Below are 13,885 nucleotides of genomic sequence, written 5' to 3' on the forward strand. Positions count from 1 at the left end.
CTGCCACGCGATTAACATCGGCAGAGCGGACGACCGCATGGGAGCAGCCAGTGACGGTGTATCGGCAAGCAGAAAAGCAATCCAACCTCGGCGCACATTTTTCCGCTGTTCGCGCCCTCAGCGAGGCACTGGTCCAGCCGCTTTCCGATGCCGATGCTACCGCGCAGTCCATGGACGATGCGTCTCCGGCGAAGTGGCATCTGGCACACATCACATGGTTTTTCGAGACGTTCGTCCTGCGCGATCATGTGCCGGGATATGAGCCTTACGATCCGGCCTACTCTTACCTTTTCAACAGCTATTATGAGGCGGAGGGGGAACGCCATGCCCGGCCGCATCGAGGACTGCTGACACGGCCGTCGCTGGCCCAGATCTTCGCATACCGGCGGCATGTTGATGGCGCGATGGCCGCAGCGCTTACTGACTTGCCTGCCGAGGCGCGTGAGCTGGTAACACTGGGGCTGCATCATGAGCAGCAACATCAGGAATTACTGCTTACGGATATCCTGCATCTGTTCGCCCAGAATCCATTGGAACCAGCGATCTGGGATGCACCGAGCGCGCTGCCCGCCCCGGTTCCCGGCCCCGTCCAGTGGATCGAAGGCCGCGAGGGCATTATCGAAATCGGGCACGATGGCGATGATTTCGCCTTCGACTGCGAAGGACCGCGCCATAGCACCATATTAACGCCGCATGCACTGGCGCATCGTACCGTCACCAATGGCGAGTGGATGGAGTTCATGGCCGCTGGCGGTTATTCCGATCCTCGCCACTGGCTCTCCGATGGCTGGGCCTGGGTGCAGCGCGAGGGGATCGTAGCGCCGCTCTACTGGCGCAAGGATAAGCAAGGCTGGACGCGGTTCGGCCATGACGGCCGCCGCCCTGTCAATCCCGCCGCTCCGGTGGCGCATGTGAGCCTGTACGAAGCCGACGCCTATGCAAGCTGGGCCGGTGCGCGCCTGCCGACCGAGCCCGAGTGGGAAAGCGCGGCGCAGGACCTAGATTCCCATGGTGGCAACCAGCTCGACAGCGCCCGCTGCCCGCGCCCTCGTGCCTGCGAGCAGGCCAGCGGTCTGGCGCAGATGTTCGGCGACGTGTGGGAATGGACCGGGAGCGCCTATCGCCCTTATCCCGGCTTTCGCGCGGCGGAGGGTGCCGTCGGTGAATATAATGGTAAGTTCATGTCCGGCCAGTTCGTTCTGAAGGGCGGCAGCTGCGCCACGCCGCGTGGCCATATGCGCGCCTCTTACCGCAACTTCTTCTATCCCCATCAACGCTGGCAATTCACTGGCGTGCGCCTTGCAAAGGATCTGTGACGTCTATGCTGCTGACGCTTGACCGGAATAGCGACGCGGAAAGCGTCGATCCCGCGTTTCGCCGCGATATCCTTAGCGGTTTGGCGCATCGGCCGCGGACCACGCCAGCGCGCTGGTTCTACGATCGCCGCGGATCGGAACTGTTCGAGGAAATCACGGCGCTTCCTGAATATTATCCGACACGCACGGAGACGGCGTTGCTTGCTGCCTCTTGCAGTGAGATCGGAGCGCTGACCGGGAAAGGACGAGCGGTCATCGAATTCGGTGCGGGGAGCGCGACGAAGACGCCGCATCTCCTGTCAGCGATCGCGCCTGCCGCATATGTGCCCGTAGACATCAGCGGCGATTTCCTTCGCGAAAGCAGCGCTGTGCTGGCGTCGCGTTTCCCCGGATTGCCGGTCCTGCCGCTCGAAGCGGATTTCACGAGCCCGATCACCTTGCCCGCCGCCGTGGCAGACTTGCCGAAGCTTGGGTTTTTCCCCGGTTCGACGATCGGCAATATGACGCCGCACGAGGCAGTCGACTTGCTGCGGGCGATGCGTGCTTCGTTGGGCGAGGGGGCGATGCTGCTCATCGGCATGGACCGTGTGAAAGACGTGGACGTGCTGGTGCGCGCCTATGACGATGCCCAAGGTATCACTGCCGCGTTCAATCTCAATCTGCTGACGCGCATCAACCGCGAACTGGAAGGCACCATTCCAGTCGAGGCGTTCGCTCATCGCGCGATCTGGAACGATGAGGCCGCGCGTGTCGAAATGCATCTGGAGGCGACGCGGAACGTCTGCTTCATGGTCGATGGCGTAGTGTTCGCGATGGAGGCGGGCGAGACGATCCACACGGAGAACAGCCATAAATATGGGGCTCGGGATGCCCGGCTGCTACTGCGCGCCGGTGGATGGGAACCGGCGCACGAGTGGACCGATGCGGACGATCAGTTCGCGATGTTGCTGGCGAACGCTGCCTGATCAGGGTTTGGGCGTGGCGCGCCAGGTCGTGATCCAGCGCCATGCGCCGCGGCACTCGCCCATCTGCCACGCTTCGATCAGCCGGAACATCCTGCCGTTCCAGACATAGGCCTCGCTACTGCCGCAATCGCCGACGCCGCGACCTTTTGCATAAGATGAGAGGGTGCTCCTTGCGACGTCGAAATTGGCGTTGACCAGCATCGGTTTGCCGCTGTCCTCCCGCCAACCGGGATTGAGGTCGAACTTGGCGACGGCAAAGCTACGGCTCCCTGTGCTGCCGGTGGCGATCAATGGGACATGCAGGCTGTTATAGGCCCCCGATCCGCAGGGGACCAGCACCAGCGCCTGCCCCTTCGAGAGCGCGAAGACATCTGTGGGCGACCGGAAGCGGTCTTCCTCGCCGCAGCCGCTGGCCTTCACGGCACGCGCCAGTTCTCCAGGCATGAGGGCCGCAGGTTTGGTCTTCGGAGCGAGCAGGCGCGGGATTATCGGAAGCGCAGGCGGCGGTGTCGTGACGGTCCGCCGCAAAGTGCCGATGGCCACCAGCGCGGTAGTGGTGCCCGCCCGGCCCTGTTGCGCATCCATATAGCGTAGCGCCGCTGCCGCGCCGCGTAAAGAAGGCCTGCTGAGCAGCTTTTGACCATTATGCACTTCCATCGTCATGCCATTGGCGATCGCACGCGCGATCTCCACGCCGCGCGGGCCAGTGAACCGCGCATCGTCATCGGCCGTGATCGCGGTGGTGGTGGCTACCGCCTTTCCGTCGATCACCAGGGATATGGGGCCCTTGATGCGTTCGAGGCCGCTGATCCAGATTACGGGCTGGGCCAGCACGGCTCCATCCCGGGAAATCGTGACGGTGACAGGGCTGTCAACGGCCGGGGCGTCTTCCGGAACGAGCGATACGGTAGCGCACGCACTGCCGTTGTCGCAGCCCGTGATCCAGTCGCGATAGGTCTCCAGCTCGCGCGGCTGTGGTCCTGCCGCCGCCAGCGGTGCGGCTGCAAGTGCCAGCGGCATCATCATCGCGCGTCGCATCGCCATTGGTCCCTCTTCTTTTATCATAGCCTCCTTGTTCACTGACCGGTAGAGCCTGCGAATCGTAGCACGGAGGAAAAATGATGCAGACCATAGGTATTATCGGTGCGGGCCAGATGGGCGCAGGCATTGCTCAGGTGTCCGCGCAGGCAGGCTATGACGTGCTTCTGGCCGATGTCGACGTGGCACGCGCGCAGGCAGGCAAGGATGGCATCGCCAAGCAATTGAAGCGTCTGGTCGAGAAGGAAAAGCTGACGGCTGACGCTGCGGAGGCCGCTATCGCCCGCATCGCCCCAGTTGGCGATTATGCGGCTATGGGCGACGCGGGCCTCATCATCGAAGCTGCAACGGAGCGCGAAGAGATCAAGCGTGTCATCTTCGGGAAGGCTGCCGAAGTGCTTGGGTCGAATGCAGTGCTCGCGACCAATACGTCCTCGATCTCGATCACGCGTCTGGCGCAGGCTTCCTCCGATCCGAGCCGGTTCGTCGGCATCCATTTCTTCAATCCCGTGCCGCTGATGGGACTGGTGGAAGTGATCCGCGGCCTCGCCACCAGCGACGAGACAGTGAAGGTCGCCAGCGACTTTGCGGCCAAGGTCGGCAAGCAGGTCGTTCTGGCGAAGGACAGCCCTTGCTTCGTCGTCAACCGCATTCTGGTGCCCCTGCTGAACGAAGCGTTCTTTGCGCTGGGCGAAGGTGTGGGGTCAGTGACGGATATCGACCTTGGCATAAAGCTTGGCCTTGGCCATCCCATGGGGCCGCTGACGCTGGCGGACATGATCGGGCTGGATACTATCCTCGAAATTCTGCGCGTGCTGCAGCAGGATTTTGGCGATCCGAAATATCGTCCCGCGCCGATCCTGGTCAAATATGTCGAAGCAGGCTGGTATGGGCGCAAAACCAAGCGCGGCTTCTACGATTATTCGGGCGCGGAACCCGTTCCCACCATGTAAGGGCAGGGCGGCGGTGGGAAACTACCGCCGCTCCACCAGCAGCTTGTCGATCTTGCGCCCATCCATGTCGACGATCTCGAAACGCCATCCCTGGTCGTCGAAATGCTCGCCGATTTCGGGGAGGCGCTTGAGTACCCAAAGGGCGTGGCCCGCGACGGTCGCATAGTCGCGCTCCTCCGACAGGTCTATGCCGATGCGGTCGGCCAGCAGGTCGATAGGCATCTGGCCCGAAACCAATAGGCTGCCGTCCTCGCGCTCCACCACGTCGGGTTCGTCGTGAAGGTCGCGGTCCGACGCGAACTCTCCGGCAATGGCGGAGAGCAGGTCTGCGGGCGTCAGTATCCCCTCGAAATGGCCATATTCGTCATGGACCATGACCATCGGCACATCCGCTCGGCGCAGCACTTCCAAGGCGTCCATCGCGTCCACCTGATCTGGCACCACTTCGGCGCGGCGCATCAGGGCACGCAGGTCCAGCGCTTCCCCCCTGAACAGCGCCGACATGATGTCGCGGGCCTGCACGATGCCGATGATGTCCTCGACCGAACCCTGCCCGACCGGCAGGCGCGTATGCGGCGTTTCGAGCAGACGGTCGCGAATAGCCTGAGCGTCGGCGTTTATGTCGATCCAGTCCACATCCATCCGCTGGGTCATAACCTCGCGCACCGGGCGGTCGGCGAGGCGCACGACGCCCGAGATGATGGCGCGTTCGCTCTCCTCGATCACGCCGGACTTGCTCGCCTCCGCGACGATCAGGTGCAGTTCCTCCGCCGTGACGTGGTTTTCGGACTCGCGGTTCATGCCGAGCAGGCGGAAGATCAGTGCGCTGCTTCCGTCGAGCAGCCAGACGACGGGTGCGGTGATCTTGGATAGCCACAGCATCGGGCGGGCCATGATCACCGCGATCGGTTCGGGCGCTCGTAGGGCGAATTGCTTGGGCACCAGTTCGCCGATGATCAACGAGGCATAAGTCGTAACGCCGATTACCAGCGCAAAGCCAATGGAATAGGCCGTTTCGGGATCGACCCCCATCCGCGCGATGCGCGCTCCCACAGGGCCGCCCAGGCTGGCGCCCGAATAGGCGCCCGCCAAGATACCGATAAGCGTGATCCCGATCTGCACCGTCGACAGGAATTTTCCGGGGTCCGCCGCCAAGGCGATTGCCAGCGTCGCCCCTTTGCTTCCGGCCTTTTCAAGGCCCTGGAGGCGCGGCTTGCGCGCCGAAACGATGGCAAGTTCGGACATGGCGAACACGCCGTTCAGGGCGATCAGCGCCAGAATGATAACGACGTCGGCCCAGGGAAAGACTGTCAGCGGCGGGAGCGGAGGTGGGGAAATGGCCATGGCGGTCGCCCACCTATTGCCGGTATTCTGTCTCTTTCACAACAGCAACCTCATCCTCCATTCAGTTCGGTAGTGGAACAAGCGCTATCATAGGTTGTTATTGCCGCATTGAAGCGGTTTCAGCCGTCAATAGAGGGACATAAGATCATGAACATCTCGCACCGCATTTTGGGCACCGCAGGGCTCAGCGCCATGCTGTTGACCGGGGCTTGCACCACTGACCCGAATACCGGGGAGCGCACGATTTCCAAGGCCGCCATCGGCGGCATCGGTGGTGCTCTGGGCGGATATCTGGTGGGCGATCTGGTGGGTGGTCGGCGCGACCGGACCGAAAAGATCGTTGGCGCGGGGATTGGCGCGCTCGCAGGCGCAGGCATCGGCGCGTATATGGACGCGCAGGAGCGCAAGCTGCGCGAGGAAACCGCGGGATCGGGCGTGGACGTGATCCGCGATGGCGACAATCTGCTGCTGCGCATGCCGTCCGGGATCACCTTCGCCTATAATGACGCCGCCGTTCAGCCGCAGTTCCAGCCGACGCTGAACGACGTGGCATCGGTGCTCTCGCAATATCCCAAGACCTATATCGACGTGTACGGCCACACCGACAGCGATGGATCCGACGCTTACAATCAGACGCTGTCGGAGCGGCGAGCTTCGTCAGTTGCCAGTTATCTGAACAGCAAGGGCGTACAGTCGGCGCGCATCGCCACGCGTGGATATGGCGAGACGCAGCCGATCGCGACCAATGCCACCGAAGAAGGCAAGGCCGCCAATCGCAGGGTCGAGATCAAGATCGTGCCGGTGACGGAAAACGACATCCGCTGAGGCACCAACGTCACCCCGGCGGGCCGGGGTGACGCTTCGTTGTTAGAAGCTCGCCTTCAGCCCGTCGATTACGAATTGCGCGGCGAGGGCGGCGAGAAGTACGCCTAGCAGGCGCGTGATCACGGCCTCGATTTTCTGGCCAAGCAGCTTCATCAGCGGCCCGGCGGCCAGCAGCGAAATCAGCATCAGCGCCAGCACGGCCGCCATCGCGCCGAGCACCACAATCCTCTGCATGATGCCGTCCGCACGCGACATCATCAGCATGACGGTTGCAATGGAGCCAGGCCCGGCGATCATCGGCATCGCCATCGGGAAGACCGACACGTCCTCCACTTCGGGCGTCTCGACGATCTTCTGCGCGCGGTCCTCGCGGCGTTGCGTGCGCTTCTCGAACACCATGTCCATTGCGATCAGGAACAGCATGATGCCGCCCGCAATGCGGAAGCTGTGGAGGTCGATGCCCAGGACGCCGAGCAACTGCTTGCCCCATAGTGCGAAGACCAGGAGGATGCCCGTCGCGATGATTACGGCGCGGATCGCCATGGAGCGGCGCTGGAGCGCGTTTGCGCCGTTGCTGAGGCTCGCATAGATCGGCGCGCAGCCGGGCGGATCGATCACCACGAACAGCGTGACGAAGGCGGAGAGGAACAGCTCCATCATGACGCGGGCGCCGCTACATCGTCGGTGAGGGCGGTTTCGAAGGCGTCGTTCACTCGCAGCGACACGGTGACGCGGCGCGATTTGTCGGGGCGCACTTCGCTGGTCCATTTCAGGCTGCCGTCTTCCGATGCGCCGATACCGGGAGTGGGGGGTAGCGGCTTTACGCCAGTTGAAGGGGCAGGCGGCGGCCGCATACCGCGCGGGCAGGACGCCAGCCGTGTGGTGATGAAATCGGGCGCGGGGCGAGGGGCTTTCAGCACGTCGCCATGATCGAACACCCAGTTCCAGCGGCCTCTGTCGTCGCGCCGCCAGATGGTCGTGAAGTAGCCGTTGCTGCCGTCCGGCCGTTGCCACGCGCCGCTCGTCACGCCGACGCTGCCGTCGCAGGACATCAGCACCTTTTCCGGCTGCCATTTTACTGAGGCAGGCGGATCCTTGCGGCCCTTCAGCCAGAGCTGAGCGTTGACCATTTCTGGCACGAACATCACGGCGTCCTTGGCGGCCGTCGCGCGGAAGGCGGTCCATTGCCCTTTCTCCTGCGCCAGCCGGTTGAAAGCGATTTCCGCCGCCACGACCGCGCTTGGGTTGGCCGACAGCCGCATTTGCGGGGCGGCCGCCTGTGCTCCGCCAGCGACAACCAGCAGGGCAAGCGCGAGGCGCTTCACAGGTTGTCGGGCGCGGGAAGACCAGCGCGGACATGGGCTGCGACGAGCGTGTTGCGCAGCAGTACGGCTATCGTCATCGGGCCAACACCACCGGGTACGGGCGTGATCGCACGGGCGTGCAGGATCGCTTCGGCAGTCGCGACATCGCCAACGATGCGGCTCTTGCCTTCCTCTTCGTCCGGTACGCGGTTGATGCCGACGTCGATCACGGTCGCACCCGGCTTGATCCAGTCGCCCTTTACCATCTCCGCTCGCCCAACCGCCGCCACGACGATGTCGGCGCGATGCACGACCGATGCGAGATCGCGCGTCCGGCTGTGGGCGATGGTGACGGTGCAGCTTTCGTTCAAAAGCAACTGCGCCATCGGCTTGCCGACGATGTTCGACCGGCCGATTACCACCGCTTCCAGCCCCGACAAGTCACCCAGTTCGTCCTTCAACAGCATCAGGCAACCGAGCGGCGTGCAGGGCACGAGCCCCGGTTCATTAACCGCCAGCTTGCCGCTGTTGATGATGTGAAAGCCGTCCACGTCCTTGTCGGGATTGATCGCGCCGATCACTGCCGCTTCGTCGATATGCTTCGGGAGCGGCAATTGAACGAGAATGCCGTCCACGCGATCGTCGCCGTTCAGTTCCTCGACGAGTTCCAGCAATTCCTCCGCATCGATCGTCGCGGGGCGCTTGAATTCGAAGCTTTCCATGCCCGCTTCGACTGTCATCTTGCCTTTATTGCGGACATAGACGCTGCTCGCCGGGTCCTCGCCCACCAGCACGACGGCTAGTCCCGGCTTGCGCCCCTGCGACGCGACGAACGCCTCGACGCCCAGCGACACCCGCCCGCGCAACTGGGCCGCAAAGGCTTTGCCATCGATAAGAGTGCCGCCGATCGTCATAGCATCCTTCCCCTTACACAATCAGAGGCGTGAAGATCGCAGGCAAAATGACGCGCTGGAAAATGTAGATGGCCAGCAGCACAACCATCGGTGACAAATCAAGTGCCCCAAGGTCCGGCAGCACCTTGCGGATGGGCCGATAGATCGGCTGCGTCATTCGATCGAGCGCATACAGCGCGTTGCGGACGAAATCATTGTGCGTGTTGATGACGTTGAATGCGATCAGCCACGACAGGATCGCCTGAATGACGATGATCCACCACACGACGTTCAGCAGGATCATGAGGATCTGATAGATGACGAGGGCCATGCGGTCTCCGGTATGAACTCTTGCGTTCTGCGTTCCGGCTAACCCTCTACGCGACTGGCCGCATCAGGAGCAAGCTTCTGTCCCCGATAAATCCGCCAACGTCCGTTACAGGCGCACCAGCGTACCCGCACCGCGCCGGGTGAAGATCTCCAGCAGCATCGCATGCGGAACGCGTCCATTAAGGATGACGGCAGCGTCCACGCCCGCTTCCACGGACGTCACGCAGGTCTCCAGCTTCGGGATCATGCCGCCCGAAATGGTGCCGTCGATTTGCAGGCCCTTAATCTGTTCGGGCGAAAGATCGGTCATCAGTTCGCCGGACTTGTCCAGCACGCCCGGAACGTCGGTCAGCAGGAACAGGCGTGCCGCGCCCAGTGCCGCCGCGACTGCTCCGGCCATCGTGTCGGCATTGATATTGTAGGTCTCGCCATCCGCGCCGACGCCAATGGGTGCAATGACCGGGATCATGCCCGCCCTGCTGATCGTGTCGAGGATGGCCGTGTCGACGAAACTCGGTTCGCCGACAAAGCCCAGGTCGACGGCCTGCTCGACATGGCTGTCTTCCGTCTTGATCGTCCGCACGACCTTGGTCGCGGTGACGAAGCCGCCATCCTTGCCCGATATGCCGACCGCGCGGCCGCCGGCCTGACCTATCCAGTTGACGATCTCCTTGTTTATCGCGCCGGAGAGCACCATTTCGGCGACCTTCGCGGTTTCTGCATCGGTCACGCGCAGGCCATCGACAAAGCTGCTTTCGACGCCGAGCTTCTTCAGCATCGCGCCGATCTGCGGCCCGCCGCCATGCACGACCACCGGATTAATGCCGACTGCCTTCATCAGCACCACGTCGTCCGCGAAGTTGCGTGCCATTTCAGGATCGCCCATCGCGTGGCCGCCATATTTCACCACGAACGTCTTGCCCGCGTAACGCTGCATATAGGGCAGCGCCTCCGTCAGCGTTTCGGCCTTTGCGATGAGTTCGGGGGCGGGATCGTACTTGCTGCTCATGGCCGCGCGCATAGGGCCAAAGCGCATTGCGGGCAAGCGGAGTGCGCCCCTATCAGCCTTTCGCGTCCAGCTTCCGCCCGATCCAGACGAACAGGTAGATGAGTGGTGGCACCAGCACGGCGGACAAGGTGACCTTGGCGATCATCTGCCCCAGCATCAGCTCGCCGATCGGGAACACGCCATAGAAGGCGAGCGAGATGAAGATCAGAGTATCGACTGCCTGACTCAAGACGCCCGCAATCGCACCGCGCAGCCAGAGCATGCCGCCCGATCCGCGCCGCAACGCCTCGAATATGGTGACGTTCAGGGTCTGTGACACGCCATAAGCGATGATCCCGGCGACCATCAGTCGAGGCGACTGGCTGAGGACCAGTTGAAACCCTTCCAGACGCGCGGGCTCCATGCTGGGGGAGGCGGGCAGCGCCAGCACCAGTTCGAACAGGCAGATCGCGAAGATCAGCGGAATGAAACCGAAACGAACGAGCCTGTTGGCGACGTGGCGGCCATGGAGTTCCGCCATCGCACTGGACATCACCACCAGCAGCAGGAAGGCAAAGATGCCTGATTCGACCGAGAGTGGGCCGACACTCACCTGCTTGTTGCCCAGCACGCCTGCGATGCAGGTCATGCCGCCATAAAGCACCGAGAAAACAAAGAGCGAGCGGGGGATGCTGAGCGAGGCGGGGCTGGTCATCACCTGTCTCTTATCGGCTTTCGCGAAAAGGGAAAGGCGCTGCCGCAATAGCGTCGGTTAATGCGCTAGCCCAATAGGGAACCCCGTGTATAAAACGGTTTCTCGCCGGAATCGCGGCGCTTCCCGCACTTTGAAAGCATCCATGACCAGATTTCTGATCGGCCTGGCCGGTATTGCCCTGATCCTTGCCATCGCCATCGCCTTTTCCTCCAACCGTGGAGCTATCAAATTGCGGATCGTCGGGGCGGCGTTTGCGCTTCAGGCCGGAATTGCGGTGCTGGTGCTGTACGTGCCCGCAGGAAAGGCGGTGATCGCGGGCATGTCGCTCGGCGTCGCCAATCTGCTGGGATATGCGCAGGCGGGGACGGACTTCATCTTCGGCCCGCTCGCCAAGCCCGAAATCGGTGGCGCGAGCTTCGCCATTGCGGCGCTGCCGGTGATCATCTTCTTCGCCAGCCTCGTCTCTATCCTTTATTATATCGGCCTGATGCAGTTGATCGTCCGCTGGGTCGGCGGGGCCATCCAGAAGGTGATCGGCGTGTCCAAGGTCGAATCGCTATGCGCCGCCGCGAACATCTTCGTCGGGCAGAGCGAGAGTCCCTTGGTGATCCGTCCTTATCTGGCGGGCCTGACGCCTGCTCAGCTTTTCACGGTCATGACATCGGGCATGGCGGGCGTGGCGGGCACGATCCTTGCGGCCTATGCCTCCATGGGGATCAAGATCGACTATCTGCTCGCGGCCAGTTTCATGGCGGCACCGGGCGGCATATTGATGGCGAAGATCATGATGCCGGACAATCCCGAAGACCCGCAGGTCGATCCGGTGATCCTTCCCGAAGGCAGCCATGACGAGGAGCGGCCCGCCAATATCATCCAGGCGGCGGCGCAAGGCGCGCAAACGGGCGTGAAGCTGGCCGTGGCAGTGGGCGCGATGGTGCTGGCGTTCGTGGCTCTGGTCGCGCTGGCCAATGGGCTCCTGGGTGGCGTCGGCGCGTGGTTCGGCTATCCGACGCTGAGCTTCCAGCAGATACTGGGCTATGTCTTTTCACCGATCATGTACCTGCTCAACATTCCATGGACGGAGGCGCAGGTCGCGGGCGGGCTGTTCGGGACCAAGGTCGTGCTGAACGAGTTCGTCGCCTACATCCAGCTTGGCGTCGTGCAGCAGACTCTTGCGCCCGCGACAGTCGCGATCATCACCTTCGCGCTGTGCGGCTTTGCCAACTTCAGCTCCATCGCGATCCAGATGGCAGTGACGGGCAACCTTGCCCCCAACCAGCGCCCGATGATCGCCCGGTTGGGCCTGAAGGCGCTGGTCGCCGGGAGCCTCGCCAACCTGATGAGCGCGGCGCTCGCGGGCTTGATGCTCAGCCTGGGCTGAGGCTTCAGAGCTTCCCGTATTTCGCCTCGAATCCCGCGGTGTCGCCGCTGGCGAGATATTTAGCCTGATCGATCCACTGATCGCGCACAGGGCGGCCCTTGAAGTTGCCGAGCCTTGCATCGACGGCGGCAAGGTCGCTGTCGGTCCAGGCCGCGATCTGTGCGAAGCTGGTGACGCCGAGGTCGTTCAGCATGGCCGCCAGCTTGGGGCCGACGCCCTTCATGCGCATGAGGTTGTCCGAACCGGACGGCGAAGTGGAGGCTGCGGGAGCGACAGGGATGGGGGCGGCAGGCGCCAGGACATCGGCGACGGGCATCGGATCGACGACGGGCGGCGGGGGAGCCGCGGCGACTGGTGGCGCAGTAATGGTCTGAACTGGAGTAGCTTCCTCTGTCGGTGCAGGCGTATCGACCACATCATCGCCGCCCTTGCGCGAAAGCAGATACACGAGCGCGATCAGGACCAGCAGGGCTATGACCAGCCACAAGCCATAGGTCGTCAGGAAATCATTCATCGTCTTCACCCTCCTGTTATTGCCGTGCCTGCAGTCAGGCTCCGCCTTCACGCTCCACTTCGCGCCAGCCGATGTCGCGTCTATAGAAGCCGCTCGGGAAAGTTACGGCATCGAGCGCCGCATAAGCGGCAGCCTGTGCCGCCTGTACGCTGGGCCCCTTGGCAGTCACGTTGAGGACGCGTCCGCCATTTGCGACCAGTTCGCCGTCCGCCAGCGCGGTGCCCGCGTGGAAGACTTTCGCGCCCGTCGCCTCGGCTTCCGATATGCCCGCGATGGCGCCGCCTTTTTCCGGCGTGCCCGGATAGCCATTCGCGGCCATTACGATGGTCAGCGCCGGATCGGCCGAGAGCGTCACCGAGCCAAGTTCGGCCAGCCTGCCTTGCGCCACCGCCAGCAGCAGCGCCACCAGGTCATCCTCCAGCCGCATCATCAGCACCTGACATTCCGGGTCGCCAAAGCGCGCATTATATTCGATCAGCTTCGGTCCCGTGGGCGTCAGCATCAGCCCGGCATAGAGCACCCCGCTATAGGGCATGCCTTCCGCCGCCATGGCCGCGACGGTAGGCCTGATGATCTCCTCGATCACCTGCGCCTCCAGAGCCGGGGTGAGGACCCGCGCGGGGCTGTAAGCGCCCATGCCGCCGGTGTTCGGGCCAGTGTCGCCATCTCCGACGCGCTTGTGATCCTGCGCCGATCCCAAAGGCAGGATTGATGTGCCGTCGGTGAGTGCGAAGAAGCTCGCCTCCTCGCCGGTCATGAACTCTTCGATGACGACTTCTGCTCCGGCATCGCCAAAGCTTCCGGAGAACATGTCCTCGATGGCCGCTTCCGCTTCGGCATGGGTCATCGCGATAATGACGCCCTTGCCTGCTGCGAGCCCGTCCGCCTTTATCACCACCGGAAGTCCGAACGGGGCGAGCGCTGCCTGAGCCTCCGCCTTGTTCGTGACGCGCGCATAGCCTGCGGTCGGGATGTTGGCGCGGCGGCACAGGTCCTTGGTGAAACCCTTCGACCCTTCCAGTTGAGCGGCCACACGGGACGGCCCGAATACCGGCACGCCTGCGCCGCGCAAGCTGTCGGCCAACCCATCGACCAAAGGCGCTTCCGGGCCGATCACAACAAGACCGATGGCATGCTCCGAGCAGAACGCCAGAACCGCGGCATGATCCGTCGCGGCAAGGTCGACCAGTTGCCCATGTTGCGCTATGCCGGGATTGCCGGGCGCAGCGAACAGCGTATCGCAAGCCGGTGATTGCGCCAGCTTCCACGCCAGCGCATGTTCGCGGCCGCCGCTGCCAAGCAAGAGGATGTTCATCGCC

At 63.2% G+C, this 13,885-nt stretch carries 15 protein-coding genes; 5 read left to right on the plus strand and 10 right to left on the minus strand.

Features of this window, described 5'->3' with window-relative positions; genetic code table 11:
• Positions 1–50: 50 nt before the first annotated feature.
• Both egtB and egtD read left to right on the plus strand, forming a co-directional pair.
• Positions 51–1,316, plus strand: a complete 1,266-nt coding sequence (gene egtB / locus QHC67_RS08770; RefSeq protein WP_413818514.1) for an ergothioneine biosynthesis protein EgtB — start codon at positions 51–53, stop codon at positions 1,314–1,316.
• A gap of 5 nt (positions 1,317–1,321) precedes the next feature.
• Positions 1,322–2,281: an L-histidine N(alpha)-methyltransferase gene (egtD, locus tag QHC67_RS08775; protein WP_319293292.1), complete on the plus strand. Its 960-nt coding sequence runs from the start codon at positions 1,322–1,324 to the stop codon at positions 2,279–2,281.
• Here the strand turns inward: egtD and QHC67_RS08780 are convergent, their stop codons facing one another.
• Entirely contained in the window at positions 2,282–3,325 is a 1,044-nt protein-coding gene (locus tag QHC67_RS08780; protein ID WP_319293293.1) for a DUF1176 domain-containing protein, read from the minus strand. It abuts the gene before it with no gap.
• A 77-nt stretch (positions 3,326–3,402) separates the two neighbouring features.
• Here QHC67_RS08780 and QHC67_RS08785 point away from each other — a divergent pair, with 77 nt between their 5' ends.
• Complete coding sequence (locus tag QHC67_RS08785; protein ID WP_319293489.1) at positions 3,403–4,272, plus strand: 3-hydroxyacyl-CoA dehydrogenase NAD-binding domain-containing protein; 870 nt, start codon at positions 3,403–3,405, stop codon at positions 4,270–4,272.
• A gap of 21 nt (positions 4,273–4,293) precedes the next feature.
• Here QHC67_RS08785 and QHC67_RS08790 read toward each other — a convergent pair whose 3' ends face one another.
• A complete protein-coding gene (locus tag QHC67_RS08790; protein WP_319293295.1) occupies positions 4,294–5,616 on the minus strand; it encodes a hemolysin family protein in 1,323 nt (440 codons plus the stop codon).
• A 147-nt stretch (positions 5,617–5,763) separates the two neighbouring features.
• Between QHC67_RS08790 and QHC67_RS08795 the strand changes: the two genes are divergently transcribed.
• Entirely contained in the window at positions 5,764–6,441 is a 678-nt protein-coding gene (locus tag QHC67_RS08795) for an OmpA family protein (protein WP_319293297.1), read from the plus strand.
• 42 nt (positions 6,442–6,483) lie between these two features.
• On the opposite strand, the gene QHC67_RS08800 is transcribed toward QHC67_RS08795, so the two are convergent.
• The 6 genes from QHC67_RS08800 to QHC67_RS08825 form a co-directional block, all read right to left on the minus strand.
• Entirely contained in the window at positions 6,484–7,101 is a 618-nt protein-coding gene (locus QHC67_RS08800; protein ID WP_319293299.1) for a MarC family protein, read from the minus strand.
• Positions 7,098–7,766, minus strand: a complete 669-nt coding sequence (locus QHC67_RS08805) for a hypothetical protein (RefSeq protein ID WP_319293300.1) — start codon at positions 7,764–7,766, stop codon at positions 7,098–7,100. Before QHC67_RS08805 ends, QHC67_RS08800 begins: the two co-directional genes overlap by 4 nt.
• Positions 7,763–8,659: a bifunctional methylenetetrahydrofolate dehydrogenase/methenyltetrahydrofolate cyclohydrolase FolD gene (gene folD / locus QHC67_RS08810; RefSeq protein WP_319293302.1), complete on the minus strand. Its 897-nt coding sequence runs from the start codon at positions 8,657–8,659 to the stop codon at positions 7,763–7,765. Before folD ends, QHC67_RS08805 begins: the two co-directional genes overlap by 4 nt.
• 13 nt (positions 8,660–8,672) lie before the next feature.
• On the minus strand, positions 8,673–8,969 hold the full coding sequence (locus tag QHC67_RS08815) for a YggT family protein (protein ID WP_319293304.1): 297 nt from the start codon (positions 8,967–8,969) through the stop codon (positions 8,673–8,675).
• A 105-nt stretch (positions 8,970–9,074) separates the two neighbouring features.
• Positions 9,075–9,989: an acetylglutamate kinase gene (argB, locus tag QHC67_RS08820; protein WP_413818513.1), complete on the minus strand. Its 915-nt coding sequence runs from the start codon at positions 9,987–9,989 to the stop codon at positions 9,075–9,077.
• A 40-nt stretch (positions 9,990–10,029) separates the two neighbouring features.
• Entirely contained in the window at positions 10,030–10,671 is a 642-nt protein-coding gene (locus tag QHC67_RS08825) for a queuosine precursor transporter (RefSeq protein WP_319293307.1), read from the minus strand.
• Between the two features lie 142 nt (positions 10,672–10,813).
• On the opposite strand from QHC67_RS08825, the gene QHC67_RS08830 reads away from it, so the two are divergent.
• The gene (locus tag QHC67_RS08830) at positions 10,814–12,052 is read left to right on the plus strand and encodes a NupC/NupG family nucleoside CNT transporter (protein ID WP_319293309.1); all 1,239 of its coding nucleotides are present in this window, start codon (positions 10,814–10,816) and stop codon (positions 12,050–12,052) included.
• Between the two features lie 4 nt (positions 12,053–12,056).
• Here the strand turns inward: QHC67_RS08830 and QHC67_RS08835 are convergent, their stop codons facing one another.
• Positions 12,057–12,566 (minus strand): hypothetical protein, encoded by a 510-nt coding sequence (locus tag QHC67_RS08835; protein WP_319293311.1) that lies wholly within the window; start codon positions 12,564–12,566, stop codon positions 12,057–12,059.
• Between the two features lie 34 nt (positions 12,567–12,600).
• Positions 12,601–13,881 (minus strand): phosphoribosylamine--glycine ligase, encoded by a 1,281-nt coding sequence (gene purD / locus QHC67_RS08840; protein ID WP_319293313.1) that lies wholly within the window; start codon positions 13,879–13,881, stop codon positions 12,601–12,603.
• Positions 13,882–13,885: the final 4 nt, after the last annotated feature.

This window comes from Sphingobium sp., from assembly GCF_033795625.1.
Classification (GTDB): Bacteria; Pseudomonadota; Alphaproteobacteria; order Sphingomonadales; family Sphingomonadaceae; genus Sphingobium.

What these genes read in the sequence shown, in the direction of transcription:
- egtD (WP_319293292.1), top strand. Translation starts at nt 1,322, where the DNA reads ATGCTGCTGACGCTTGACCGGAATAGCGACGCGGAAAGCGTCGATCCC.
- QHC67_RS08780 (WP_319293293.1), bottom strand. Translation starts at nt 3,325, where the DNA reads ATGGCGATGCGACGCGCGATGATGATGCCGCTGGCACTTGCAGCCGCA.
- QHC67_RS08785 (WP_319293489.1), top strand. Translation starts at nt 3,403, where the DNA reads ATGCAGACCATAGGTATTATCGGTGCGGGCCAGATGGGCGCAGGCATT.
- QHC67_RS08790 (WP_319293295.1), bottom strand. Translation starts at nt 5,616, where the DNA reads ATGGCCATTTCCCCACCTCCGCTCCCGCCGCTGACAGTCTTTCCCTGG.
- QHC67_RS08795 (WP_319293297.1), top strand. Translation starts at nt 5,764, where the DNA reads ATGAACATCTCGCACCGCATTTTGGGCACCGCAGGGCTCAGCGCCATG.
- QHC67_RS08800 (WP_319293299.1), bottom strand. Translation starts at nt 7,101, where the DNA reads ATGATGGAGCTGTTCCTCTCCGCCTTCGTCACGCTGTTCGTGGTGATC.
- folD (WP_319293302.1), bottom strand. Translation starts at nt 8,659, where the DNA reads ATGACGATCGGCGGCACTCTTATCGATGGCAAAGCCTTTGCGGCCCAG.
- QHC67_RS08815 (WP_319293304.1), bottom strand. Translation starts at nt 8,969, where the DNA reads ATGGCCCTCGTCATCTATCAGATCCTCATGATCCTGCTGAACGTCGTG.
- argB (WP_413818513.1), bottom strand. Translation starts at nt 9,989, where the DNA reads ATGCGCGCGGCCATGAGCAGCAAGTACGATCCCGCCCCCGAACTCATC.
- QHC67_RS08825 (WP_319293307.1), bottom strand. Translation starts at nt 10,671, where the DNA reads ATGACCAGCCCCGCCTCGCTCAGCATCCCCCGCTCGCTCTTTGTTTTC.
- QHC67_RS08830 (WP_319293309.1), top strand. Translation starts at nt 10,814, where the DNA reads ATGACCAGATTTCTGATCGGCCTGGCCGGTATTGCCCTGATCCTTGCC.
- QHC67_RS08835 (WP_319293311.1), bottom strand. Translation starts at nt 12,566, where the DNA reads ATGAATGATTTCCTGACGACCTATGGCTTGTGGCTGGTCATAGCCCTG.
- purD (WP_319293313.1), bottom strand. Translation starts at nt 13,881, where the DNA reads ATGAACATCCTCTTGCTTGGCAGCGGCGGCCGCGAACATGCGCTGGCG.